At 37.4% G+C, this 23,193-nt stretch carries 23 protein-coding genes and 1 pseudogene; 12 read left to right on the top strand and 12 right to left on the bottom strand.

The window, feature by feature from the left end; genetic code table 11:
- Window positions 1–171 precede the first annotated feature (171 nt).
- The 4 genes from dnaB to queG form a co-directional block, all read right to left on the bottom strand.
- The gene (gene dnaB, locus F960_RS13795; protein ID WP_004866204.1) at window positions 172–1,620 is read right to left on the bottom strand and encodes a replicative DNA helicase; all 1,449 of its coding nucleotides are present in this window, start codon (window positions 1,618–1,620) and stop codon (window positions 172–174) included.
- A gap of 333 nt (window positions 1,621–1,953) precedes the next feature.
- Complete coding sequence (locus tag F960_RS13790) at window positions 1,954–2,391, bottom strand: META domain-containing protein (protein WP_004866200.1); 438 nt, start codon at window positions 2,389–2,391, stop codon at window positions 1,954–1,956.
- A 254-nt stretch (window positions 2,392–2,645) separates the two neighbouring features.
- Window positions 2,646–3,635, bottom strand: coding sequence for a biotin synthase BioB (gene bioB / locus F960_RS13785; RefSeq protein ID WP_004866195.1), 990 nt, complete (start codon window positions 3,633–3,635; stop codon window positions 2,646–2,648).
- Between the two features lie 291 nt (window positions 3,636–3,926).
- Window positions 3,927–5,027: a tRNA epoxyqueuosine(34) reductase QueG gene (gene queG, locus F960_RS13780; protein ID WP_004866192.1), complete on the bottom strand. Its 1,101-nt coding sequence runs from the start codon at window positions 5,025–5,027 to the stop codon at window positions 3,927–3,929.
- A 23-nt stretch (window positions 5,028–5,050) separates the two neighbouring features.
- Here queG and F960_RS13775 point away from each other — a divergent pair, with 23 nt between their 5' ends.
- The 3 genes and pseudogenes from F960_RS13775 (at window position 5,051) to F960_RS13765 (ending at window position 7,151) form a co-directional block, all read left to right on the top strand.
- The gene (locus tag F960_RS13775; RefSeq protein WP_004866189.1) at window positions 5,051–6,532 is read left to right on the top strand and encodes a bifunctional ADP-dependent NAD(P)H-hydrate dehydratase/NAD(P)H-hydrate epimerase; all 1,482 of its coding nucleotides are present in this window, start codon (window positions 5,051–5,053) and stop codon (window positions 6,530–6,532) included.
- Window positions 6,532–6,788: pseudogene (locus F960_RS13770) on the top strand (acylphosphatase). Before F960_RS13775 ends, F960_RS13770 begins: the two are co-directional and overlap by 1 nt.
- Window positions 6,789–6,821: 33 nt before the next feature.
- A complete protein-coding gene (locus F960_RS13765; protein WP_004866186.1) occupies window positions 6,822–7,151 on the top strand; it encodes a hypothetical protein in 330 nt (109 codons plus the stop codon).
- Window positions 7,152–7,186: 35 nt separating this feature from the next.
- Here F960_RS13765 and ruvC read toward each other — a convergent pair whose 3' ends face one another.
- A complete protein-coding gene (gene ruvC / locus F960_RS13760; RefSeq protein ID WP_004866182.1) occupies window positions 7,187–7,732 on the bottom strand; it encodes a crossover junction endodeoxyribonuclease RuvC in 546 nt (181 codons plus the stop codon).
- Window positions 7,733–7,893: 161 nt separating this feature from the next.
- Between ruvC and F960_RS13755 the strand changes: the two genes are divergently transcribed.
- The 3 genes from F960_RS13755 (at window position 7,894) to F960_RS13745 (ending at window position 9,932) form a co-directional block, all read left to right on the top strand.
- Window positions 7,894–8,085, top strand: coding sequence for a hypothetical protein (locus F960_RS13755; RefSeq protein ID WP_004866180.1), 192 nt, complete (start codon window positions 7,894–7,896; stop codon window positions 8,083–8,085).
- A 509-nt stretch (window positions 8,086–8,594) separates the two neighbouring features.
- Window positions 8,595–9,179 carry an FxsA family protein gene (locus F960_RS13750; protein ID WP_004866179.1) on the top strand — a complete coding sequence of 195 codons (585 nt, stop codon included), beginning with the start codon at window positions 8,595–8,597 and terminating at the stop codon, window positions 9,177–9,179.
- 117 nt (window positions 9,180–9,296) lie between these two features.
- Window positions 9,297–9,932, top strand: a complete 636-nt coding sequence (locus tag F960_RS13745) for a LysE family transporter (RefSeq protein ID WP_004866175.1) — start codon at window positions 9,297–9,299, stop codon at window positions 9,930–9,932.
- A gap of 52 nt (window positions 9,933–9,984) precedes the next feature.
- On the opposite strand, the gene F960_RS13740 is transcribed toward F960_RS13745, so the two are convergent.
- Entirely contained in the window at window positions 9,985–10,179 is a 195-nt protein-coding gene (locus F960_RS13740; protein ID WP_004866172.1) for a hypothetical protein, read from the bottom strand.
- Between the two features lie 290 nt (window positions 10,180–10,469).
- Between F960_RS13740 and F960_RS13735 the strand changes: the two genes are divergently transcribed.
- Window positions 10,470–10,727 carry a hypothetical protein gene (locus F960_RS13735; RefSeq protein ID WP_004866170.1) on the top strand — a complete coding sequence of 86 codons (258 nt, stop codon included), beginning with the start codon at window positions 10,470–10,472 and terminating at the stop codon, window positions 10,725–10,727.
- Window positions 10,728–10,967: 240 nt separating this feature from the next.
- On the opposite strand, the gene F960_RS13730 is transcribed toward F960_RS13735, so the two are convergent.
- Both F960_RS13730 and metK read right to left on the bottom strand, forming a co-directional pair.
- Window positions 10,968–11,270 carry a monooxygenase gene (locus tag F960_RS13730; RefSeq protein ID WP_004866168.1) on the bottom strand — a complete coding sequence of 101 codons (303 nt, stop codon included), beginning with the start codon at window positions 11,268–11,270 and terminating at the stop codon, window positions 10,968–10,970.
- 187 nt (window positions 11,271–11,457) lie between these two features.
- Window positions 11,458–12,624: a methionine adenosyltransferase gene (metK, locus tag F960_RS13725; RefSeq protein ID WP_004866166.1), complete on the bottom strand. Its 1,167-nt coding sequence runs from the start codon at window positions 12,622–12,624 to the stop codon at window positions 11,458–11,460.
- Between the two features lie 452 nt (window positions 12,625–13,076).
- Between metK and F960_RS13720 the strand changes: the two genes are divergently transcribed.
- The 3 genes from F960_RS13720 (at window position 13,077) to F960_RS13710 (ending at window position 16,787) form a co-directional block, all read left to right on the top strand.
- Window positions 13,077–14,243 carry a GGDEF domain-containing protein gene (locus tag F960_RS13720; protein WP_004866162.1) on the top strand — a complete coding sequence of 389 codons (1,167 nt, stop codon included), beginning with the start codon at window positions 13,077–13,079 and terminating at the stop codon, window positions 14,241–14,243.
- Between the two features lie 171 nt (window positions 14,244–14,414).
- Window positions 14,415–16,403: a transketolase gene (tkt, locus tag F960_RS13715; protein WP_004866160.1), complete on the top strand. Its 1,989-nt coding sequence runs from the start codon at window positions 14,415–14,417 to the stop codon at window positions 16,401–16,403.
- 168 nt (window positions 16,404–16,571) lie between these two features.
- Window positions 16,572–16,787, top strand: a complete 216-nt coding sequence (locus F960_RS13710; protein ID WP_004866157.1) for a hypothetical protein — start codon at window positions 16,572–16,574, stop codon at window positions 16,785–16,787.
- Between the two features lie 97 nt (window positions 16,788–16,884).
- On the opposite strand, the gene F960_RS13705 is transcribed toward F960_RS13710, so the two are convergent.
- From F960_RS13705 to mdh, 4 genes are all read right to left on the bottom strand, one after another.
- Window positions 16,885–17,445, bottom strand: a complete 561-nt coding sequence (locus F960_RS13705) for a lipocalin family protein (protein ID WP_004866154.1) — start codon at window positions 17,443–17,445, stop codon at window positions 16,885–16,887.
- Window positions 17,446–17,589: 144 nt separating this feature from the next.
- Window positions 17,590–18,549 carry an alpha/beta hydrolase gene (locus tag F960_RS13700; protein ID WP_004866151.1) on the bottom strand — a complete coding sequence of 320 codons (960 nt, stop codon included), beginning with the start codon at window positions 18,547–18,549 and terminating at the stop codon, window positions 17,590–17,592.
- Between the two features lie 88 nt (window positions 18,550–18,637).
- Window positions 18,638–19,468: an SDR family NAD(P)-dependent oxidoreductase gene (locus F960_RS13695; RefSeq protein ID WP_004866147.1), complete on the bottom strand. Its 831-nt coding sequence runs from the start codon at window positions 19,466–19,468 to the stop codon at window positions 18,638–18,640.
- Window positions 19,469–19,639: 171 nt separating this feature from the next.
- The gene (gene mdh / locus F960_RS13690) at window positions 19,640–20,812 is read right to left on the bottom strand and encodes an iron-dependent methanol dehydrogenase (RefSeq protein WP_004866143.1); all 1,173 of its coding nucleotides are present in this window, start codon (window positions 20,810–20,812) and stop codon (window positions 19,640–19,642) included.
- A gap of 231 nt (window positions 20,813–21,043) precedes the next feature.
- On the opposite strand from mdh, the gene F960_RS13685 reads away from it, so the two are divergent.
- Entirely contained in the window at window positions 21,044–22,759 is a 1,716-nt protein-coding gene (locus F960_RS13685; RefSeq protein ID WP_004866140.1) for a DEAD/DEAH box helicase, read from the top strand.
- Between the two features lie 14 nt (window positions 22,760–22,773).
- Entirely contained in the window at window positions 22,774–23,184 is a 411-nt protein-coding gene (locus F960_RS23020; protein WP_004866136.1) for a hypothetical protein, read from the top strand.
- Window positions 23,185–23,193: the final 9 nt, after the last annotated feature.

Raw genomic sequence — 23,193 nt, 5'->3', positions numbered from 1 at the left:
GGAGGTCGACGATGCGACAGTTCGGAACCATCGTTATCGTTCTGGTGCTTATATTGATTTCTCAATCAGTGTATTAACCTGAACGGATTGGGTAGTTACAGCTACTCAATCTCTCCAAGTAAATCATAATACAAACAAAATTTGTATGCAATATGATCATTTGATTGGCCTTTATTCTTCATCATCATACTGAGCATAGTACTCAGGCGATAAGTTACTAAAGCGGGTGTATTGACCTTCAAAAGCAAGACGAACAGTACCAATAGGGCCGTTACGTTGTTTACCAATGATGATTTCAGCAGTTCCTGCTTCTTTAGATTCTTTGTTATAAACTTCATCACGATAAATAAACATGATCAAATCGGCATCCTGCTCGATCGCACCCGATTCACGCAAATCTGACATCACAGGGCGTTTATTTGGTCGGTTTTCCAGAGAACGGTTCAACTGTGAAAGTGCAATAACAGGGCACATCATTTCTTTGGCTAAAGCTTTTAAACTTCGTGAAATTTCACCAATCTCACCAACACGGTTATCACCCATGCCTGGCACTTTCATCAATTGTAGGTAATCGATCATGATACAACCGAGTTTGCCCCCATGCTGCTTGGCTATACGTCTCGCTCGTGCTCGAACTTCCGTTGGAGGTAGGGCAGATGAATCATCAATATATAGATGTTTTTCTTGAAGTTGTAAAATGGTGCCAGTAACTTTAGACCATTCATCACCATCTAATTTCCCTGAACGCAAATGCCCTTGGTGGACTTTACCGTAAGATGAAATCAGACGCATAGCAATCGAATCTGCTGGCATCTCCATCGAAAATACCAGTGCAGGTAAGTCGCAGTTAAATAAGACACTTTCTACCAGATTCATGGCAAATGTGGTTTTACCCATCGAAGGACGAGCAGCGACAATAATCATATCACCCGCTTGCATCCCTGACGTTTTATTATCTAACTCAAGGAAGCCCGTCGTTAAACCAGTAATATTGCCTTCCATTTGGGAAAGTTCATTTAACTTATCAAATACATCTGCCACGACTGAAGTAATCGCTTTCGGACCTTGCGCCTTGGCATTGTTGTTATGTTGTTCAGCGATAGAGAAAATATTGGTTTCTGCCAAATCCAAAATTTCACTGACTTCACGACCTTTGGTGTCATAAGCATTTTGTAGGATTTCATTGCCGACTTTGATCATGCTACGTAAAGTCGCAAATTCCTTAATTTTATTGGCATAGGTTTCAAGATTATAAAAACTTGATGGAGAATCAGCCATCAATTGCATTAAATATTCTTCGCCACCAATCGCATCTAAGAGATTTTGTTTGATTAGCCAATCATTTACCAAGACCGCATCATAGGGCGAACTTTCTTGGGCTAATTTTTCAATTGCACGATAAATGTATTTATGTCTTGTTGCATAAAAGTCATTTTCATTTAATACATCACTGACTTGTTCAAATGATTCGGCAACTGTCATCAATGCTGCGAGTACCGCTTGCTCAATGGCTAGGTTATGCGGTGGTGTGCGAAATTCCTTCAATTGATTGGAAGTTTCATTATTCTTATTGTCTGATTTTGAAGAAGATGGAGCTGCTTTGGCAGTTGCCTGTGACATATAAAACCTTAAATAATGAGTAATGCAAAATTCAGTGGGAACTGAACTGACTATCTTAATGCAAAAGCTGCGAAGTTTCTAATTGAAAAGTCTGATATGTCAAAGTAAAAGTATTTTAAAAGAGCATCTTTGTATTTATGTGATTTAGAAACTATTTTAAATGTCATGCAAATGAATATTCATGCTAGAAATAGCGATTTTATCTCGTTTTATATTCATTTTTGTATTAAGTAAAATGGTGAATAAGTTGTATTTTGAAATAGAAGGGCTTTCGGCCAGATGAAAGCCCATCAATCAATAGCTCATCAGTGATGATGAACTATTTAAAATCTATTAGTTGGTTTTATTTTCAAAGATCATGATGACTTTACGATCTTGATTTAAAAACTCAAGTTTATCGTCAGAAGCTTTATAGCTTTGTACGTCGTTCAGTGCAACTTTGAATTTTTCAGGCAAATCAGTTGCATTTAAACAGGCTTTAGCTGTTGAGCTGATACTTGAAAATTTGATTTTTTGACCTTTAACAGCATAACCGCCATTAAAAGAATTACATCCGTCAGTACCACTCATTTGCAAATTATTGAAAGTGATTTGCGGTACGCTTGATTGATTTGGATCAGCTTTATAAGCTGTGCCACCAAGTTGGCTCAATACCCAATTTTTATTTTGCAATTGGTTAAGATTACGTTCTGTAGAAGGATTCACGCTTGCACAACCAACCATGCTTACTGATGCAATTAAACCAGTTACGATTAAAGTATTTTTTAACATAGATATCACTCCTCATAATTGGCTGGCATTATAAATATGTGATATTCATCACAAAATATCTTTTAATATTTGTTTAAGAAAAATCACATTTGAATGGTTTAGTGAATACAATTAATTACATATGAGAGGGTATGTTTATTTTATTTATAGCTGATGTAATGTTGTTTTAATCATGAATTATTTATGTGAAGAATCTATTAAAAAAAGTAAAAAGCAGTTGAACTACTTTTTACTTTATTGAAGCGGATACAGGATTAGCTTGCCATTGCATCGACAGTAAGTTCAGCAACCGTTGGCTTTGCTTTTTCAGCTTTTAAGCCGAGTTTAGAAAATAATTGGCGATCTTTACCTTCACCAGCATTAGGAGTCGTTAACAGCTTTTCACCTGAAAATAGTGAATTTGCACCAGCCATAAATGCAAGTGCTTGATCTGAATCAGTTAATGATTCACGACCTGCGGATAGACGGATATAACTTTTCGGCATAATGATACGTGCTACTGCGATCGTACGAATCCAATCAGTGACATCTAACTTTTCTACATCTGCAAGCGGTGTACCTTCGATTGGCACGAGCATGTTGATTGGCACTGATTCTGGATGAATAGCAAGTGTCGCAAGTTCATGCAATAAACCGATACGATCACTTTCATTTTCACCTAATCCAACGATGCCGCCACTACATACTTTCATACCAGCTTTACGTACAAAATCTAGAGTATTTAGTCGGTCATCAAAAGTACGGGTACTAATAATGTTGCTATAGTATTCACGAGAAGTATCTAGGTTGTGATTGTAATAATCCAAACCTGCATCTTTTAAACGCGATGCTTGAGATTCATTGAGCATGCCCAGCGTCATACATGTCTCAAGACCTAAGGCTTTAACTTCACGAACCATTTCTAAAACATAAGGCATGTCGCGTTCATGCGGGTTACGCCAAGCAGCGCCCATACAAAAACGAGAAGAACCCGAAGCTAAGGCTTCTTTTGCTTCACTAATGACTTTATCTACAGCGATACGCTTTTCAGCTTCAAGCTTTGAGTCGTAGTGTGCTGATTGTGAACAATATTTACAGTCTTCAGGACATTTCCCTGTTTTGATCGACAGTAAGGTACTGACTTGAATCGTATTTGCATCAAAATATTGGCGATGAACTTGCTGTGCTTGGAAGACCAAATCCATAAATGGCTGATTATAAAGTGCCTGAATTTCTTCACGACTCCAATCATTGCGTACTTGCATGTTTTATCCAAACTTATTTTAAGATTAATAACATCTTACCCGAATATTTTTTTGAGAAAAGGGTAAATCATCTCAAAATACATCAATTTTACTGATTGAAAATTGGAAACTTTTAGATAAAAACTATTCAATATTTATTTGCAATATTTACCATATATTGCGATATTTAGTCACAATATATGTTTTTATAAAAAATTAAAATTTCTATATTTGTTGCTAAAAGTCATAAAATTTGCAAATTTTGTAAGAAATAGGTCAGTTGATTTCTACACGCAGTTTTTTGCACGTTCCTTACAAAGTTTGTTTTAATTTGAGTTGCTGTTCTTGTAGAGCCCAGTCAACATGGACTTGCACAATATCATCATGAGCAGGGAAGTCTTGCTCTAATGCCTGAACAATTTCTTGTGAAAATGGCGCATTTCCCAAGCCAATCGCAATATTACGTTTAAAGCTTTGAAAGCCAGTACGTCGTATCGGGCTACCTTCGGTGCAGCTTAAAAAAGTTTCTTCATCCCACTTCCATAAATCCAAAAGTGAAACCTGATCCAGACCATGCCGTGGATTGAAATCCTCAATACTGGCTTTTTTGGCAAAACGATTCCAAGGGCAAATGAGTTGGCAGTCATCACAACCAAAGACCCGATTGCCAATGCCTCTGCGTAAATCTTCAGGAATAATGCCTTTATATTCAATGGTGAGGTAGGCAATACATTTTCTGGCATCCAGCATATAAGGTTCAACGATGGCCTTTGTCGGGCAAATGTCGATACAGGCTGAACAGGAGCCACAGTGTTTCGTTGCAGCTTGATCGAATGGTAATTCAAGTGAAGTGAACAGTTCGCCCAAAACAAAAAAAGAGCCTGATTTTTTGTGGATAAGTAAAGTGTGTTTGCCCGTCCAGCCCATTCCCGCATTTTCAGCCAAAGATTTTTCAAAAACTGGCGCAGAATCTGCAAAAGGACGAGATTCAAATTCACCTACTTTTTCACGTATTTTTGTTGCTAATGTTTTTAAACGTCCACGCATGATTTTGTGATAATCACGTCCACGCGCATAGCGTGCGATAATCGCTGAATTGGGTTCATCTGGAACAAAGCGGGGCTCAGGTTTTTCTACTAAATAATTCATCCTGACACAAATCACACTTTTTGTACCAGGTACAAGCAGTGTGGGGTCAGCACGTTTTTCTAGATTTTCCTCTAAAAATTTCATATCACCATGATATCCACGTTTAATATATTCTTTAAAACGTGGCAATTCTGCTTGAGCATCTGGCTTGGCAATGACACAATCAGCAAAGCCTAATGCTAAGGCTTCAGCTTTAATCCATGATTTTAATGCTTCTGGATCAATAAGTTCGCTGATGAGTTTTTTAGAAGATGAAGATGCCATAAATCAGATCAAAAGGAAAAATAATGCATCAACAAGTTTATCATAGCCAGCAGATACAAGCATGGGAACGTCGTTGGTTTGAGCAGCAAAATAGTTCCTATGGTTTGATGCAGCAAGTGGCTTGGAGTATTGCTCAGCGCCTGCATGAGCAATTTCAATTACTCAATATTAAAAAAATCGCAGTGTGGTGTGGTGCTGGAAATAATGCGGGTGATGGTTATTGTATTGCGACTTATTTAAGTCAGTGGGGATATCGGATTGCAGTTTTTGCAACTGAGCTCGGCACATCCAAAGATTTACATGCAGCCTATGAAACAGCACTGCAAAATCAGGTCAATATTCACAAGATTAATCTATCAAATGATCAGTTCGATCATCACTTGGATCAGCAATTCGATTGTCATATTGATGCACTATTTGGCATTGGTTTAAACCGAGATTTGGATGAGAATTGGCAGCGGATCATTCAATGTGTAAATCGTCAGGACGGTTTAAAAGTTGCGATTGATATCCCAAGTGGGCTTAACGCAAATACAGGGCAAACCCTACCGATCTGTATCAAGGCGGATTTTACATTTACTGTTTTAGCATTAAAAGCAGGTCTTTTTACTGGAAAAGGCAAGGAATATGCAGGCAAGGTTTCGGTTGTTTCCTTGATTCCAAATGATAATGAATTAAGTCCAATTGCAAAGCTTGCACCTGAAAATGTCCATTTAGCCAAAAGAGCAGCTTATGGGCACAAGGGAAGTTATGGTCATGTTTTGGTGGTGGGTGGTCATGCTGAAATGGGTGGAGCGGTGATGATGTCCGCAGAAGCAGCCTTTGCCTCTGGTGCTGGTAAGGTCACTGTCGTATGTGATGCTAAACACCATCAAGCGATTCTTTCTCGTGCGCCGAATATCATGCTTCGCGATATCAATCTACTTGAAAAACAAGAGATTGAAGCTTTGTTGGATCATGTCGATGCCGTATGTTTTGGCATGGGGCTTGGTCGCGATGATTGGGCTGAAAGTCAGTACCATCAATGGTATCCACTGATTCGTCAGGCTAAAAATTTAGAAATCGTTTTGGATGCTGATGCACTTTGGTTTTTGGCTTTAAATCCTGAACTTTTGGATTCGCATTATTATTTGACTCCTCATCCGGGGGAAGCTGCAAAATTACTGGATTGTTCAATTGGTGAAATCGAAAATAATCGTATAGATTCGATTCATTTATTACGTGAAAAATATCAGGGACAGTGGGTACTTAAAGGCTCTGGTAGTTTAACTTATGATGATGAGTTATGGATTTGTACTGTGGGAAATGCAGGGATGGGTACAGGTGGAATGGGGGATGTGCTCGCGGGTATGATTGCGAGCTTAAAAGCGCAGTTACATACAGAAATCAGTTTACATGATATTGTGACTTTACATGCTAAAGCAGGCGACATTTTAGCAAAATCAGGACAGCGCGGTTTGCAAGCGCATCATATGAATAGTGCAATTTATCAGGTGGTGAACTGATGAAAACCATTAAATTGATCATCCGTGGGCGTGTTCAGGGCGTGGGTTATCGCCGTTGGTTTGAACAAAATGCTCAAAACATGTAAAAAACTTGGAAAATGGTGATGTAGAAGCTGTGATCCAAGGTCCAGAAGCTGATTTGCAAGCGATGATTAAGCTGAGTTATATCGGTCCACTCCGCGCGAATGTGGAAGGTATCGCCCAAGAAGTTCTATCAGATGCTGAACCATTTGCGCATTTTAAAATGCTTCGTTAGTTCTTTTGTCGTTATCTTATAAAGGGGAAATAGGTGGATAAATATGTGATTATCGGTATCGTTTTAGTGCTTTGTGTGCTGATGGTGATCTATACCCAAACTGGAGGGAATAGCACTCCAAAACTGAGCCTGAAACAACAAATTGAAAAAGCTTTTCCTCAATATAAAGTGATTGATAAGTTTAATGGCGTGGCGATCTGTAAAGAAGACTCACGCAAGTTTTTAGAAGAATTGGTGATTATCCGAGTTGATGCTGAACAGAGTAAAAATATCAGAGATACAGGTATAACCAAGATTTTAACCTATTCTAAACAACCATCTTTGGCGCAAATTCGTAAAGATATAGCAGGGCATCTCAGTTAATTTTTAGTCCTAAATATAGCTTTTTAAAACCGAGATTAGCGTCTACGTCCACTATAACGACTGCGTCCTCGTGCCATGCCCCCTAATGAGTTGAGTACTGCGAGTTTGCTCATACTTCCAGAGGCATGTGCATGACAAATAGCTGCTGCAAGTGCATCGGCAGCATCGGCTTGTGGGCGAATAGATAAATCTAATAATTTCATCACCATCATTTGCACTTGCTCTTTATCGGCAGCACCGTAGCCAACCACAGATTGCTTGATTTGGCGCGCTGTGTATTCAGCAACTTTTAGATCAAGATTGACCAATGCAGCAATGGCAGCACCACGTGCTTGTCCAAGTTTAAGTGCAGAATCTGGATTTTGAGCCATAAAAACTTGTTCAACGGCAGCTTCCGTAGGACCATGAAATTTTACAATACGATCAACGCCTGCAAATATTCGTTTGAGCCTTTCAGGAATTTCAGTGGTTTCGGTACGAATCGTACCAGCATCGACAAAGCGTAGTTTACTACCGTCACGTTCGATAATGCCGTAACCTGTTAAACGTGAACCTGGATCAATACCAATAATCAATGACATAGTAAAACTTTGCGAAAAATAACCAGTCTATTGTTACATAAGATTTGTGTTATATGCATGTCATATTTTCAAGCTATAAAATGCGAATGGATTTTATGCTTTAAAATTAGACAAAATTGATCCTATTTGCTTCGAATAATAAACAATTAAAGAGGTGTGCTATGCAAATACAAGGTTTTGAAGATTATTCTGCGCAAGCTTTAGCAGAACACATCAATCAATGGATCGCTGGTCGTTTACGTGACGGTTATCGTGTGCAAATGCGTAATATAAAATACCAAACGATGGTCAATAGTGAAGGGCTCAATATCTATTCAGCATTGGTTGTTTTTGATATGGAGAAAGTCGCGTAGAAAAGGTAGCAAAGAAAAAGTAGCATAGTTATCGAACTGTATTACAAAGTGAGTTAGATATTCACTCTTGAAACTAAAGAGCATCTTATTATTAGATCACTTGCATAAATAGATATTAAATTAAAATTAGGTTTTACAATGAAATCCACTCTCCTTTTTAAAGGATGAGGAAGATATTCCGCAAGAGGGTGAGGATTCTATCCGAAATTTCCCCTCATTCTAAGCTTTTCCCGAAGGAGAAGAGATATCCAACATCCACTTTCAAAATAATGAATGATCGTATATTTTCGATTTATGAAAGAGATCTATTGATCTAAAAAATGCGAAGCTATGCATCGTCATGATTAAAGAATCGATAAAAGTTTGTGAATTTTCTCGAAAAAAACTTGAGTTCGTAAAATTCGTACCCATAAACAATATTGTCTGTTTTATTTTAACAGATCGAGCAGCTTGAACAGCGGTAAGAGTTTAGGCTGAGCATTTTCAAATTTATAGACGATAGACATTCAATGAAATTATTTCCGCTTATTCTAATCTACTTTATTTTAGAAATTGCTGTATGGATTGGTGTAGCACAATTCATTAGCGGTTGGTACGTCTTTTTCTCGTTCTTTATCACATTCTTTATCGGTTTAAGTATGATTCGCTCAAGCACTGCGACCATTATGCCTCAGATGCAACAAATGCAAATGACAGGCCAAATGGGAATGGATGCAGATGTGAGTAAAAAATTGACCGTAGCGATTTCTGGTTTCTTATTGATGATTCCGGGTCTGATCACAGATGCTTTGGCGATCATTATTTTGATTCCAGGTGTACAAAAACTCGCACGTAATTTTGCGATGAATATGATTGCAAAACGCCAACAAGCCATGATGAACAAAATGATGGGTGGCATGATGGGCGGATCAATGGGAGATATGGGCGGTCAAGCTGGACAAAACCCATTCGCTGATTTGATGCGTCAAATGCAAGATATGCAAAATCAACAGGGCGGTGGTCAATACCGTGATTCTTCAATTATTGATGGTGAGGCACGTGAAGTAGAGCCTGAACGCAAACAAATTGAATTGAAAGACGTCAACCAAAAATAAGAAATTGTATAAAATACGGCCGAATCATTGATTCGGCTTTTTTATTTGTTGAATAATTCTCACATGATGATGATTTAGCTTTTATACTATTGGCACATTTTTATTCATTAAACGCTTATGTCAGTTTTATTGACGATATGTGCTTTACATTTTATTGCACAGTTAAGTCCTGGTCCAGATGTGCTCTTGGTTGCAAAAAGCTCAGCTTCAACTACTCGTAGCAATACCCTAAAAATTATCTTAGGAATTTCTGCCGGTGTCGTGGTTTGGGTTGCATTGACATTACTTGGTTTTACTGTGTTGATGCAGAACTGGCCGTGGATACAACAGATTCTCATGTTGATCGGTGGTTTCTTTTTGGCAAAAATGGGCTATGCCATGCTAAAAGGTGGTCTTGCTTCTTTGAAAAATGAAGCCCAACTCGATGGCACATTGGCGGAGCAAAAAAATTATTTTCTTATGGGATTGTTTACCAATCTTGCCAATCCGAAGATTTTAATTTATTTCAGCAGTGTTTTTTCATTGGCGCTGAGTTCTACCGCGAGCGAACACCTCAAACCATTGTTAGCCGTGATTATCCCAATTCAAACATTAGTGGTCTTTTCTTTGTTGATGATGGTGATGTCGATTCCTAAAATTAAGGCTTTGTATCAACGTTCGGGGAGTTATATCGATATTTTGTCAGGGATCTTATTTTTGTTTTTTGCCATATTTTTATGGTTTGATGCGATTAAAATGCTGGGCTTCTTTTAAAAGTAAAATATTTGAAATTTATAAAATCTGAAATGAATATTGTACCCGCAGTTCAATCTTGAGTTTTATTTTCTAACTCGGCTTGATTTGATGAGGTTTTTGAAGGCGATGTTTGATCATCGTCTTTTTTTTGTTGTGGTTGATAGCTATTTGGATTGAGTACTGTTTGTTGGTTTTCAGACTGACCATATTTACGACTACGATTGGCACGTTCGCGAAAACCACCTTTATTGATCAATTGTACCATGATGAGCAAGCCCTAAATTGTCATGAAATAGACTGTATTCTGTCATATAAGTGATAAATAATGCCATTATACTAAAAAAATATAAAATGAATTGGTTTGAAAATATTCACATTTTTTTTGATTTTCTCATTTGTTTTGTGATCTGGTTGACAAAATATTCGGCTATAGCTAATCTTAAAGCATGTCATTGGAGTTGGATATTTCGATTCAATCAATTTGGAAAATTGATTCGATGACGGTCAAGGAATATTGAATAAACAACCAATAAATATAATAAAAGGAGATCAATGATGATATTACGTTACCATTGTGCTTGTTGCGAACATGTGCTGACAAATGCGCATAAAGAATGTCCTCATTGTGGTTCACATCACATTCGTAGTCCCATCAGTATGTGGATTTTTTGTGTCGTGGCTTCACTCGTTGTCGTTGTTACACTGAGTCTGATCCATGCTTATATCAAAAATCATGAAGATACGCCTAGACAGCAATCACTTCTAGAGTTTTTAAATCGTGATAAAGCAATGCAAAATCATGATTCAAATTAAAAGAAATCCTGCAAAAAGCAGGATTTCTTTTGTGAAAAATTATCGTTTTTGATAGGCAAAACAGGGCTTGGTTTTGTTTAGATTATGATTAAAATGATTTCAAACTCAGCGATGAAATGTACACATGGTTTTTTCATTTACAGTATTTTCTCACGCGCGTAATTCGTAATTTTAGTCAGTACTACAATTTCAGTTATGATCTGAGTGCTATGATTAATAGTTCTGTAACGGGATCAGCTTTTAAATTGGTGCGTGATTAATCTTTGAAAGTTCTTGATTAATTTCGAAAATTTTAGCTCGAATATCTGTTAGACCAAAACTTTCTAAACGTGCTGTATGCATTTTTAAATAAGTTTCTGCATTGGCTTGATTATCAAATAAATACACGCCACCAGACTCTAATGTTTCGCTATTTTCAGTCCAAATTTTCCAAATCATTCCATTTTCCAGATTGATGCTTTCAGCCAATGCCTTGAAAGCAATCGCCATCTCTTGTTTAAATGGACCTTGGCTTGGGAAATCAACTTGCAGCAGTACAGCCATTTTGCTCATCCTCAAATGAAAATAAGTATAACATCTTACAAAAATATAGCAGGGAATGGGGATTTTAAAGTGGCTTAGATTTGATATTTTTAAATTATTTATTTTATACATTTTAAAGATTTATCATTCGGCATAAAAAAGCCCGCAATAATGCAGGCTTTTAAAATATTTGATTTTACTGAAAAGATTACAGACCAGCAGATGCTTTTAATGCTTCAACTTTATCTGTTTTTTCCCAAGTAAAGGCATGATCAGAACCTTGACGACCAAAGTGACCATATGCAGCAGTCTGTTTGTACATTGGTTGAAGGAGATCAAGCATACGTGTGATACCAAATGGACGTAAATCAAAATGTTCACGAACCAATTGCACGATGACTTCATCGTCAACTTTACCAGTGTTAAATGTATTGATCGAAATAGAAGTCGGCTCAGCAACACCAATTGCATAAGACACTTGGATTTCACATTTATCTGCAAGACCAGCAGCTACGATATTTTTAGCCACATAACGACCTGCATAAGCAGCAGAGCGGTCAACTTTTGATGGATCTTTACCAGAGAAAGCACCACCACCGTGACGAGCCATACCGCCGTAAGTATCTACAATAATTTTACGACCTGTTAAGCCACAGTCACCTACAGGACCACCGATCACAAACAAACCTGTTGGATTGATGTGGAATTTGGTGCCTGCATGGAACATTTCACTTGGAATCACTGGTTTGATAATTTCTTCAATGATTGCTTCTTTCAAAGCAGTTTGAGTAATTTCAGGATCATGTTGAGTCGAAAGTACCACAGCATCTAAACGAACTGGTTTGCCATTTTCATAAGCAAATGTCACTTGGCTTTTAGCATCTGGGCGTAACCAAGGTAATGCGCCAGAACGACGAAGCTCAGCTTGGCGTTCCATCAAACGATGCGCATAAGAGATTGGAGCAGGCATTAAAACATCTGTTTCACGGCTTGCATAACCAAACATTAAGCCTTGGTCACCAGCACCTTGATCTTCAGGTTTTTGGCGATCGACACCTTGAGCGATTTCAGGAGATTGTTTACCGATCATATTGATAACGGCACAAGTTGAGCCATCAAAACCAAGATCAGTGTGATGGTAGCCAATACCGTTTACGGTTTGACGAACAATTGCTTCGAAATCTACATTTGCAGTCGTGGTAATTTCACCTGCAAGCACGACCGCACCAGTTTTTACTAATGTTTCACAAGCAACCCGTGCATAAGGGTCTTCTTTTAAGATTGCATCCAAAATAGCGTCACTGATTTGGTCAGCCATTTTATCGGGATGACCTTCGCTTACAGATTCCGAAGTAAAAACAGCGTACTCGCGCATGAAAGTCCTATTACAGTTATACAAAAGACGCGTTATGTTACATCGACTTCGGCTTAAGGACTAGCAGAACCTGACTAAAATGCATGAAAATATTTCAATTCGTAGACTTTTTAATTGATATGCTCATCAGAAATCATGATATAGAGCAGGGATTGTTGTGATAAAAAGTGAAAAAGATAATAAATTGATCAATTTCATGGATGAAAGAATAAATGATTAATTTAAGAAATTAAAAGTAAAAATCAAATGAAAATTATATTTTTATTAATGTACAATGTATCAAATTAAAATATTAATATGTGATATATATCAAATTAAAGCATTGTGACTAAAAATTTAAGTGATTAAAAAATAACAAGATTCAAAATAATTTGATTTATATTATTGTTATTTCATATATTTGTTATAAAATATGCTCATATTTTAACACTAAAATAGGCATTAATATCTTAATGAATCCTTTTTTAAAATTGATGGATCAACGGATAGATCAATTATTCAGTGATCATCGAATCTTAAATTGGAATCCGATTAAAAAGTCTATATTTGTCTTTGCTTTCTTTATTTTTATCAAAATTTTATGGATTTTATGGAAAGGGGTGATTTACTTTACACCCGAATACCATCCATTTATTCATTTGCCTGCGATGTTGTATCAGCTCAGAATTGAGTTGATTGAGATCGGTGTCGCATTTGCTCTCATTATTTTGGGCTTTTTTTGTATTGATCAAAGAAAATTTTATCATATAGCCCCTTATTTTACGGTACAAATATTTGGGCTAGCCCAGTTGTACGATGCCTATATGTCAGGCATTTTTTCAGCCAGCACCATTGTCAATGCCGCATGTTATTTATTTGTTGGACTAATTTTATTTAATAGTCGGATTATTTTTTCAGTGATTGTCTCAGTATCAATCGTTTCTGGGATCATTGGACATTTAACACTACAAAATCAATTGGTTTATGCGCCTCTTTTCAATTTTGAAAATATTGGACAGCCTTATTATCGAAACTCTCTTTGGTTGGGTACCATGGGGTACTTTTGTTTCCCAGTTTTGTTTATATCATTGTATTTGTTGAATATGATTATTAAGCAATGGCGTGAAAGAGAGATGTATATTGCGCATCTGGTGCAGTTCGATTCTTTAACGGGTGTCTATAATCGTCGCAAACTGACAGAGCTGTTATTGCAAATGGATGATGTTCAGCATCATGCAATTATCATGTTGGATTTGGATAATTTTAAACAAGTGAACGATCGTTATGGTCATTTGATTGGTGATCAAGTGCTGATTACTGTTGCAAATACGATTCAAGAGAACATTCGTGGTACGGACATTTTAGGGCGTTATGGCGGTGAAGAATTTTTGATGATTTTAAAAAATACGGACGAAAAAACAGCGCGGATGATCGCACAGCGTTGTATACGTGCTTTATCTGAAATTGATCATAGGCTTGCAAAAAATACGACTTTTAAAGTGACTGGAAGTATGGGCATTGCATTTATTCGCAATGATACTAAAGTGACTGAGGCTTTAAATGCGGCTGATATTGCTTTATATCAAGCCAAGGCTCAAGGCCGTAATCGAATTTGCTTTGCAGAAAATTTTGCTGAATAGCAGGGTGATTGCATTTTTTTGACTTAAGGTTGATTATTTTTTGTTCTTTTGTGTATAAGGACGTTAAATATAGATTATTAGTCTTTACGCTTTAATGATTTTTTAAGACAATAGACCCTCATTGAATTTGTATTCATCTTCCACATTTAACCAATTATTGGACTGAGATTTATGACAACCCCGCTTAATGAACGTCGTTTTGCCAACGCAATACGTGTATTAGCAATGGATGCTGTGCAAAAAGCAAATTCTGGACATCCAGGTGCTCCAATGGGGATGGCAGATATCGCTGATGTCGTTTGGCGTGAATTTTTAAATCATAATCCGCAAAACCCAAATTGGATTAACCGTGACCGCTTTGTGCTTTCAAATGGTCATGGTTCAATGTTGCAATACGCACTTTTGCATTTGACAGGTTATGATCTTTCTATCGAAGATTTAAAACAATTCCGTCAGTTACATTCTAAAACGCCTGGTCACCCAGAATTGGGTTATGCACCTGGTATTGAAACTACGACAGGTCCGTTGGGTCAAGGGATTGCAAATGCTGTAGGTTTTGCATTGGCAGAAAAAACTTTGGCGGCTCAGTTCAATAAAGATGATATCCAAGTTGTAGATCATTTTACTTATTGTTTCTTGGGTGATGGTTGTTTGATGGAAGGTGTTTCTCATGAAGCATGTTCTTTGGCAGGCACTTTAGGTCTTGGAAAACTTGTTGCGTATTATGATGACAATGGTATTTCGATCGACGGTGAAGTAGAAGGTTGGTTCTCTGATGATACAGAGCAACGCTTCAAAGCTTATGGCTGGCAAGTTCTCAAAGTTGATGGTCACGATGCTGATGCGATCCGTAAAGCAACTGTAGAAGCAAAAGCTGAAACAGCTAAACCAACATTGATCATGTGTAAAACTGTGATCGGTTTAGGTTCACCAAACAAACAAGGTAAAGAAGATTGCCACGGTGCACCACTTGGTAATGATGAAATTGCATTAACTCGTCAAGCATTGGGCTGGACAGAAGAAGCATTTGTTATTCCTGCTGATATTTATGCTGCATGGAATGCTAAAGAAAAGGGTGCGACATCTGAAGCGAATTGGGATAAAACATTTGCTGCTTATCAAGCAAAATACCCAACTGAAGCTGCTGAATTGCTTCGTCGTGAAGGTGGTGTGTTACCTGCAGACTTTGCTGCGAAAGCCGATGCTTTTATTGCTGAAACAAATGCTAAAGCAGAAACAATTGCAACACGTAAAGCAAGCCAAAATACTTTGCAAGCATTTGGTCCATTACTTCCAGAATTGTTGGGTGGTTCTGCTGACTTAGCCGGTTCAAACCTTACACTTTGGAAAGGTGCGAAAGGTGTAGAATCAGATCCTGCTGGTAACTATGTTCATTATGGTGTACGTGAGTTCGGTATGACTGCAATTGCCAATGGCGTAGCATTGCACGGCGGCTTCATTCCTTATGTAGCAACATTCCTTATGTTTATGGAATATGCACGTAATGCCGTACGTATGTCAGCATTGATGAAACAACGTGTGATCCATGTCTATACACATGACTCAATTGGCTTGGGTGAAGATGGTCCTACACATCAACCTGTAGAACAAATTGCATCTTTACGTGGTACGCCAAACTTAAATACATGGCGTCCTGCGGATACTGTAGAAACAGTTATTGCATGGAAATCTGCGGTACAACGTAGCGAAGGTCCTACTGCGTTGATTTTCTCTCGTCAAAACTTACCATTCCAAACACGTACTCAAGCGCAAATTGAAAATGCTGCGAAAGGCGGTTATGTATTGGCTGAAGAAAAAGGCGAATTGAAAGCAATCATTATTGCAACAGGTTCTGAAGTTTCATTGGCAATGGAAGCATATGCACAATTAGAAGGTGTACGTGTGGTTTCTATGCCGTGTGCTGAAGAATTTGTAAAACAAGATGCTGCTTATCGTGAAGCAGTTTTACCTGCACATATCCGTGCTCGTGTTGCAGTTGAAGCAGCTCATGTTGACTACTGGTGGAAATTCGTTGGTCTTGATGGCCGCGTGATCGGTATGACAACTTATGGTGAATCTGCACCTGCCAAAGATTTATATCAACACTTTGGTATCACGACTGATGCAGTGGTGAATGCTGTGAAAGAATTAACAGCTTAAAATTTAATAAACCGAAAAAACGCTCCATTCGGGGCGTTTTTTTATTGTGTAAAATTGATCGACGTTTAACCAAATTTCACTGGCGATTTTGAATAAAAGGTATATAGTTGTGCCATTCATTCTGTATGCATGAAATATGGTGAAACACATACCATAAGTGAGGAAAATATGAGCCTTTATGATCAAATTAATGATGAAATTATTCTCATGGATGCGGGCGAACAAAAGTGGATTGGCCCTGATCTACCTCTAGAATCGATGATGGCAGTTGAGCTGATGTTGCAAGACTTGCAAGAAGATAAAGTCATCAAAATTCGTCGTAAAAATCACGAGAAACATTCAGGTTTGAAACAAGTTGATCGTGTGTTGGTTGAAAAGTTATAAAATGCTGTTTTTGTAATAAACCTAAAGCTCTCACTAAAAGAGGGCTTTTATCATTTTGCGATGTCGTGTTTTTGAAACGGCTAACTTTTAAATCGTCTTACTTTTGTGTTGTTGTAATCAAATCATCAAGATTATATCCGAGTGACTTTGCATAATCTAAATATTCATTGACGATAGATTGATCAGGATGAGCATCACGACTGAGTACCCATAAATATTTCTTATTTGGGCTACCCACAAGTGCGGTTTGATAGTTTTCATCAATTTTTAATATCCAGTAATCCCCGCGACCGATAGGAATCCAACGAATTGCACTTGGCAGAAAACTCACTTTTAAAATAGAGTTTTGCGGTGCATTTTTTACATAAGCCTCACCAATCGATTGTTTCAATTTATCGTTTTTATCAAAACATCGATTATCGACTTTTATATTGCCATTTTCTTTTAGTGAGTAATTCGCAGTGACATTATGATCACAAACTTTTTGGAAATATAAAGGCTTACGGGCGACCTCATACCATTGACCTAAATACTTTTGTAGATCAATTTGTTGTACAGGTTGTATAGAGTTATTCGATTTATTTTCAGCTTTTGCAAAAGTTACAAATGTTGCAAGCGCTACTCCGACAATCGCTATTTTTGTAAAGTTAATTTTCATATTTTACAACCGTATAAAATCAAATAATTCACATGATAAATCTATAAATGAGCTTAAAGCGTAATCATTTGTTGGTTTTAATTTCAAGTGATTTGCTGTATCTATATATCCTCAATGGCCCCAGTTGGGGCTTTGGGCATTGTCTTAAAATTTACGATTTAACCAGTCAAACAGATTTTGATAAACGTTATGTCGAACATCTTTAGCAGATAAAACTAAATCGTGTAAGCCATTTTGAATTGGGTTAATGGTGACATCACCATCAATTTTTTTTGCATATTTAGCAATATCTTTCACATTTAAAATAATGTCACTGGAGCTTGCATCTTCACACCATTTTTTAGGTGATTTAGTCTGACTCGAATGCATAACTAACGCTGGGATCGTCAAAACTACACCTTGGTGAATTTCTTTTTGCGCCTCAACAATTGCATGAATAAAACTGAGTGAAACGAAAGGATAATCTTTGGGTTTCCACGCTAGATTGAAATCCCATTCACCATAAAAATCATGATGCAAACTAGGAACATACCATTTATTTAATCCACCGGGAAAACTCAATTTAGGAAAAACTTTACCAACATGGCTGATTTGGGGAAGTGCGAGCTTTTTGGTCAGTAAATTCATATTGAAGTCATAAAATGGACTATTTACCCATAAGCCTTTGATTAATGGGTGGTTGGGATAATGTGCTGCAAACAGGGTTGTAATCAATCCACCAGTAGAATGTCCCGCAAGCAAAACACGGTCATGACCTTCATGGGCAATAATATCGAGGGCTGTATGAATTTCAGCTTCATATTCATTGATGTCGCGCACATTATAAAATTTTTGATGTGCTAGATGAGAGCGACCGTATTTTCGTAAATCTAATGCATAAAAATCAAAACCTTGTTGATTAAACTGTTCAGCCATTTCTGTTTGAAAAAAATAATCAATAAAACCATGGATATAAAGCACAGCTTTTTGAGTAGTTGTCGCAGATTTTTTTCGGACTAAAGTTGCCGTGACTTTTCCCTCATAATCGTCAGGGAAATTTAAAGTCATTTGCTGATATTCAGCACCTAAAATGTCTGGGAAATAGTCAGAATGTTGATTATTCATATTCTTTACTCTAAAAAAACGTGATTTTTATATAAAACATGATGCGCATTATGCAAATTCGTCCAAGATCTTACCGGTCAAATTGCGATTATAAATACGAGTTTAGTAGCTTCTGTGTTGTATCAAATAATGTTTGGGCGAGAGCAGTATTTTTTGCTTTCGATGATTGGAAAGCGGGTGTTTGCACACTGGCATATTGTCCATTTTTATTTGCCCATTTTGAATCTAAAGCCATTTCGCAAATCAGTTTAGTAGGCTTCGATGGCGGAATAAGTACTAAAGAAACAAACATATATTGATATTTGGGTAGCTGGCGATAAAGTTCAGAGTCAACTACGCCTGGGTGTAGGGCATTGCTCGTTACATTTGTGCCTTCAAGTAGTCGAGCCAAATGGTGACTAAACAGTAAATTGGCAAGTTTGCTGTTGGCATAATAAGGGAACGTATGAAAATGTTTGATATTTTCTGCTTTAAATTTATTTGGATTGATCGTTCCACCCAAATGGGCAATCGAAGAAAGATGAATAATACGTCCTTGTTCAGCATTTTTCAGTAGTGGTAATAGTTTCATTGTCCACAAAAAATGTCCTAAATAATTGACACCAAAATGCTTTTCAAATCCATCCTCAGTTGCTTCTAGTTGAGTGTTAATCAAGCCTGCATTGTTGATGAGGACATCGATGTGGTCGAGGCGATTAATCAGTTCGTGTGCTGCTTGTGTGACTTGTTGCAGGCTATTAAGATCAAGTTGAATGATTTCAACTGGTTCTTTGCCTATAGCATCTAACTGTATTTTTGCTTGATTTGCTTTTTCTAGATTTCGACATGCAAGGATAACCCGATGACCAGCAGAGACGAGCGACTGTGCTGTTTCAAATCCAATTCCCGCATTTGCCCCTGTGATGACAATATTTTTCATTTATAAATCCTCAAGCTGATTTAACGTTTATAAACGAGTTAGAGAAGAAATAACGTTGAAAACTGTAAATATTTTTATCAAAGCTCTAAAGCACATTCTTCTGTATTTGTGAATTTAAGCAATAAAAAAAAGAGCCACAATTGTGACTCTTTCTATTAAGACTTACATGAATTACATTGCAGCTTCAAAAATCGCAATCACTTGTGCATCTGTTGCTTTACGTGGGTTAGTCAACATACAAGCATCTTTTTGTGCATTCGATGTCATTACAGCATGATCAGCTGCTTTCACACCAAGCTCAGTTAAACCTGAAGGGATACCGATAGACGCAGATAATTCACGGATTGCAGCAATTGCTTCGTAGCCTGCTTCAGTTACTGTCATGCCTGTTGTGTCAACACCCATGAGTTGAGCAATTTTTGCAAAGCGATCTGGACATGCGATGAGGTTAAACTCACATACGTGCGGAAGTAAGATTGCATTACAAACGCCGTGTGGCAAGTTATAGAAACCACCTAATTGGTGTGCCATTGCATGAACATAGCCGAGAGATGCGTTGTTAAATGCCATACCTGCAAGATATTGTGCATAAGCCATTGCATCACGAGCTTCGATGTTTTCGCCATTTGCAACTGCAGAGCTTAACCATTCACTGATCATGCTAATTGCTTTTTCAGCACATGCATCGGTAATCGGGTTTGCTGCTGTAGAAACATAAGCTTCAACTGCGTGAGTCAATGCATCCATACCTGTAGCTGCGGTTAATGCTGCAGGCTTTGCAATCATCAGTTTAGGATCATCAATCGCTACAAGCGGAGTACAACGCCAGTCTACAATCGCCATTTTAACGTGTGTATCTGTATTGGTAATGATACAGAAACGTGTCATTTCTGAAGCAGTACCCGCAGTTGTATTGATCGCAATAAGCGGAGTCATTGGTACAGAACTCTTGTCAATGCCTTCGTAGTCACGGATATTACCGCCACCAGCAGTCACTAAACCAATACCTTTAGCGCAGTCATGTGATGAACCACCACCAAGTGAAACGATAAAATCACAACCATTATCGTTATATGCTTGCACGCCATTTAATACGTTGATATCAGTCGGGTTTGGTTCAGCACCAGGGAACACGTGACTGTCAACGCCAGCATCTTTTAAATAACCAACAATAATGTCAGCAACCCCAAATTTAAATAAGCCAGCATCTGTTACGATTAATGCTTTTTTTGCACCTAAATTCTGTGCTTTCGCGCCAACTTCTTTGGCACAACCAGGACCGAAAAGCGATACGCAAGGGATATAAAAGCCATTTGTTTGGTCTGCAAGATTTTTAAAAGCCATGGGTCGATTCCTTCTACCATCATTTATTTTAGAATAGGTATTATTACCTGTGCTTTGAGTATCTAAAGATCAGTAGAATTTTTATACCTACGAAATACCTACCAAAAAAATGATCAATTTATTTATTGATTTTGAACAATTTTTAAAAAAACAAACGATTTGTATTTCCCCTTTTTCGTTAAAGTCGTTAAGCTATGCAGTGATTTTATAAACTGACCATTTTATTTATATATGAAACAAGAAACTGCCCTGAAATTGATGAAATCTGGTGAAAATGTCTTTTTAACAGGCTCAGCAGGTGCAGGTAAAACGTATACGATTAATCAATATATTAATTATCTAAAAGCGCGAAAAGTTCCTGTTGCGATCACGGCTTCGACAGGTATTGCAGCTACGCATATGAATGGGATGACCATTCATACTTGGGCTGGGATAGGCATTAAAGATGCTTTATCTGAAGATGAACTTAAGCGTATGAAAGAACGCAAATATTTAAAAGAGCATTTGGAAAATGCCCAAGTTTTGATTATTGATGAAATTTCGATGTTACATGCTAGACAACTTAATCTGGTCAATCAGGTTTTAAAGTTTTTCAAAGAATCTGATGAAGCATTTGGTGGCATTCAAGTCATTGCATCGGGAGATTTTTTTCAGCTTCCTCCAGTCGGAAAAAATGAAGAAAAAAACCGTGATAAGTTTTGTTTTATGTCAAATGCTTGGGTCGAAGCAAAATTCCGTGTGTGTTATTTGACTGAACAACATCGTCAAGATGATTCGGCATTGAACGGTATTTTAAATGCCATTCGTGCTCAAAATATTCAAGCAAGTCATATCGCAGCTTTAAAGGGTACACGTCATCAAGATATTGGTGAAACATTCACACGTTTATATACGCATAATATGGACGTAGATAATATTAATTTTCAACATTTAAATGCGATTGATGGACATGAGCATAAATTTGCTGCCGTGTGTGATGGAAATGAAAAACTGATCGAAACTTTAAAATCGTCAGTACGTGCGCCTGAAGAATTAAATCTCAAAAAAAATGCCAAAGTGATGTTTGTCAAAAATAATTTTGATGTGGGCTATATCAACGGTAGTTTGGGTGAGATCATCGGCTTTGAAGAAGATGATGAATTTGGGATTTTACCGAAAGTTAAATTGACTGATGGCACTGTATTGGTCGTAGAACCTGAGACGTGGTCTGTAGATAATGAAGCCGGGAAAACCATTGCGAGCTTTCAACAAGTTCCATTGCGTTTGGCTTGGGCGATTACGATTCATAAATCACAAGGGATGACGCTTGAAGCCGCTGAAATCAATCTCAGCCATACTTTTGAAAAAGGTCAGGGCTATGTTGCGCTTTCGCGCTTACGTTCATTGGAAGGCTTAAGATTGTTAGGTTTTAATGATCAAGCGCTTGAACTCGATTCACTTGCGATTAAAGCAGACAGACGTTTTCAAGAACTATCGACTGAAGCTGAAGCACATTTTGCCGATCAAGATTTAACTGTGCAGCATAATGCCTTTATTCGACATTGTGGTGGAACTTTAAATGCCACAGAAATTGAACGTAATGAAAAGAAAATCGCACGTAATGCGGGCAAATCCAATTTTGGTTCTGCAACATTGGATGAAACACGTGAATTATTTGAAAATGGTTATGAAATTCAAGATATTGCGGTAGAGAGAGGCTTAACCCCAGCTACAATTATCAATCATTTGGCACGTTTACACAAAGAGCAAGGTTTGGATATTTCAATTGCAAGTCCGGGTGAGGAAGTGGTTGAGCAAATCCGAAAAATTTATAAAAAATTGAAAAAGCGCCAAGATCCGAGCCATTTCAGTGAAGATGGAGCAATTAAGTTACGTCCGATCGTTGAGTCAACTAGTCCACGTATGGGATATGATCAGGTACGTTTAGCTTTATTGTTTATTGAATAGAGAAAATGAAATAGATGGATCAATTTCCTAAAAAATTAATTCAGGCAAATTTAGCAGTATTGTCAAAATCTGATGATTTATATGGGCTAAGTTTCCAATTGAATCCATTTATTTTAAATAAAGAACTGGTCAATTCGAGTATAAGTTTTGAAGGCTTACAATTGCCATCATCAAATTTGAAAGATTTAGTTCGGCTTAAGTTAAAATTTGATGAAGAACAATGTCAAGATTTCAATGGCTGTTTCACTTTGGATGGTGTACACAATCCAGTTGATTTGCATCAGATCGAATTTATAGAAAGCCGTAGTGGTTATTTGACAGTGCTTGCAAAGATAAGCATTGATTTTGAATATGAAATGCACGATTGTTATGAAAATCTTGATTTAGTAATCAATAGCATGGTTGCTTCAGTTATTCTTGAATAATATTTTTTA

The organism is Acinetobacter gerneri DSM 14967 = CIP 107464 = MTCC 9824 (assembly GCF_000368565.1).
Classification (GTDB): domain Bacteria; phylum Pseudomonadota; class Gammaproteobacteria; order Pseudomonadales; family Moraxellaceae; genus Acinetobacter; species Acinetobacter gerneri.
Note: the sequence above shows the minus strand (reverse complement) of the source record. Positions and strands in the feature narration are given on the sequence as shown.

Excerpts from the sequence above, each read along its gene's own strand:
- F960_RS13700 (WP_004866151.1), bottom strand. The coding sequence starts at position 18,549 with ATGAATAATCAACATTCTGACTATTTCCCAGACATTTTAGGTGCTGAA.
- F960_RS13735 (WP_004866170.1), top strand. The coding sequence starts at position 10,470 with ATGATATTACGTTACCATTGTGCTTGTTGCGAACATGTGCTGACAAAT.
- F960_RS13685 (WP_004866140.1), top strand. The coding sequence starts at position 21,044 with ATGAAACAAGAAACTGCCCTGAAATTGATGAAATCTGGTGAAAATGTC.
- tkt (WP_004866160.1), top strand. The coding sequence starts at position 14,415 with ATGACAACCCCGCTTAATGAACGTCGTTTTGCCAACGCAATACGTGTA.
- F960_RS13775 (WP_004866189.1), top strand. The coding sequence starts at position 5,051 with ATGCATCAACAAGTTTATCATAGCCAGCAGATACAAGCATGGGAACGT.
- F960_RS13695 (WP_004866147.1), bottom strand. The coding sequence starts at position 19,468 with ATGAAAAATATTGTCATCACAGGGGCAAATGCGGGAATTGGATTTGAA.
- F960_RS13740 (WP_004866172.1), bottom strand. The coding sequence starts at position 10,179 with ATGGTACAATTGATCAATAAAGGTGGTTTTCGCGAACGTGCCAATCGT.
- metK (WP_004866166.1), bottom strand. The coding sequence starts at position 12,624 with ATGCGCGAGTACGCTGTTTTTACTTCGGAATCTGTAAGCGAAGGTCAT.
- F960_RS23020 (WP_004866136.1), top strand. The coding sequence starts at position 22,774 with ATGGATCAATTTCCTAAAAAATTAATTCAGGCAAATTTAGCAGTATTG.
- mdh (WP_004866143.1), bottom strand. The coding sequence starts at position 20,812 with ATGGCTTTTAAAAATCTTGCAGACCAAACAAATGGCTTTTATATCCCT.
- F960_RS13720 (WP_004866162.1), top strand. The coding sequence starts at position 13,077 with ATGAATCCTTTTTTAAAATTGATGGATCAACGGATAGATCAATTATTC.
- F960_RS13750 (WP_004866179.1), top strand. The coding sequence starts at position 8,595 with ATGAAATTATTTCCGCTTATTCTAATCTACTTTATTTTAGAAATTGCT.
- F960_RS13755 (WP_004866180.1), top strand. The coding sequence starts at position 7,894 with ATGCAAATACAAGGTTTTGAAGATTATTCTGCGCAAGCTTTAGCAGAA.
- queG (WP_004866192.1), bottom strand. The coding sequence starts at position 5,027 with ATGGCATCTTCATCTTCTAAAAAACTCATCAGCGAACTTATTGATCCA.
- F960_RS13745 (WP_004866175.1), top strand. The coding sequence starts at position 9,297 with ATGTCAGTTTTATTGACGATATGTGCTTTACATTTTATTGCACAGTTA.
- F960_RS13710 (WP_004866157.1), top strand. The coding sequence starts at position 16,572 with ATGAGCCTTTATGATCAAATTAATGATGAAATTATTCTCATGGATGCG.
- ruvC (WP_004866182.1), bottom strand. The coding sequence starts at position 7,732 with ATGTCATTGATTATTGGTATTGATCCAGGTTCACGTTTAACAGGTTAC.
- bioB (WP_004866195.1), bottom strand. The coding sequence starts at position 3,635 with ATGCAAGTACGCAATGATTGGAGTCGTGAAGAAATTCAGGCACTTTAT.
- F960_RS13730 (WP_004866168.1), bottom strand. The coding sequence starts at position 11,270 with ATGGCTGTACTGCTGCAAGTTGATTTCCCAAGCCAAGGTCCATTTAAA.
- F960_RS13790 (WP_004866200.1), bottom strand. The coding sequence starts at position 2,391 with ATGTTAAAAAATACTTTAATCGTAACTGGTTTAATTGCATCAGTAAGC.
- F960_RS13705 (WP_004866154.1), bottom strand. The coding sequence starts at position 17,445 with ATGAAAATTAACTTTACAAAAATAGCGATTGTCGGAGTAGCGCTTGCA.
- dnaB (WP_004866204.1), bottom strand. The coding sequence starts at position 1,620 with ATGTCACAGGCAACTGCCAAAGCAGCTCCATCTTCTTCAAAATCAGAC.